This is a genomic window from Stenotrophomonas sp. AS012628 (genome assembly GCF_010608305.1).
GTDB lineage: Bacteria > Pseudomonadota > Gammaproteobacteria > Xanthomonadales > Xanthomonadaceae > Stenotrophomonas > Stenotrophomonas geniculata.
In genome coordinates this window covers 1-263 of sequence record NZ_VMBJ01000154.1, presented here as the reverse complement: position 1 = coordinate 263, position 263 = coordinate 1, and the positions used below count along the sequence as shown (strand labels likewise).

Annotated in this window: 1 protein-coding gene; it reads left to right on the top strand. The window is 65.0% G+C overall.

Annotated elements, in window-relative coordinates:
* Positions 1–263 (top strand): FAD-binding oxidoreductase (locus tag G5A07_RS21385; protein ID WP_191863994.1); only part of this gene is annotated, 263 nt, incomplete at both ends.

Here is a 263-nt window from a genome sequence, read left to right as displayed (position 1 = left end):
AGCCCAGGCTGATCGAGCTGCGCGGCAAGGACATCCTGAATGTGATGCACGCCTATGGCGTCAACGGCATCATCACCGAGGTCGAGGTGCCGACCGCGCCCGCCCATGATTGGGCTGAACGCATCGTCACCTTCGACAGCTTCACCGCCGCCGCCCGCTTCGGCCAAGCCTTTACCGAATGCGACGGCCTCGCCAAGAAGCTCGTCTCGATCCACGATCCGCGCATCGGGCCCTATCTGCGCCGGCTCGCGCCCTATCTCGAC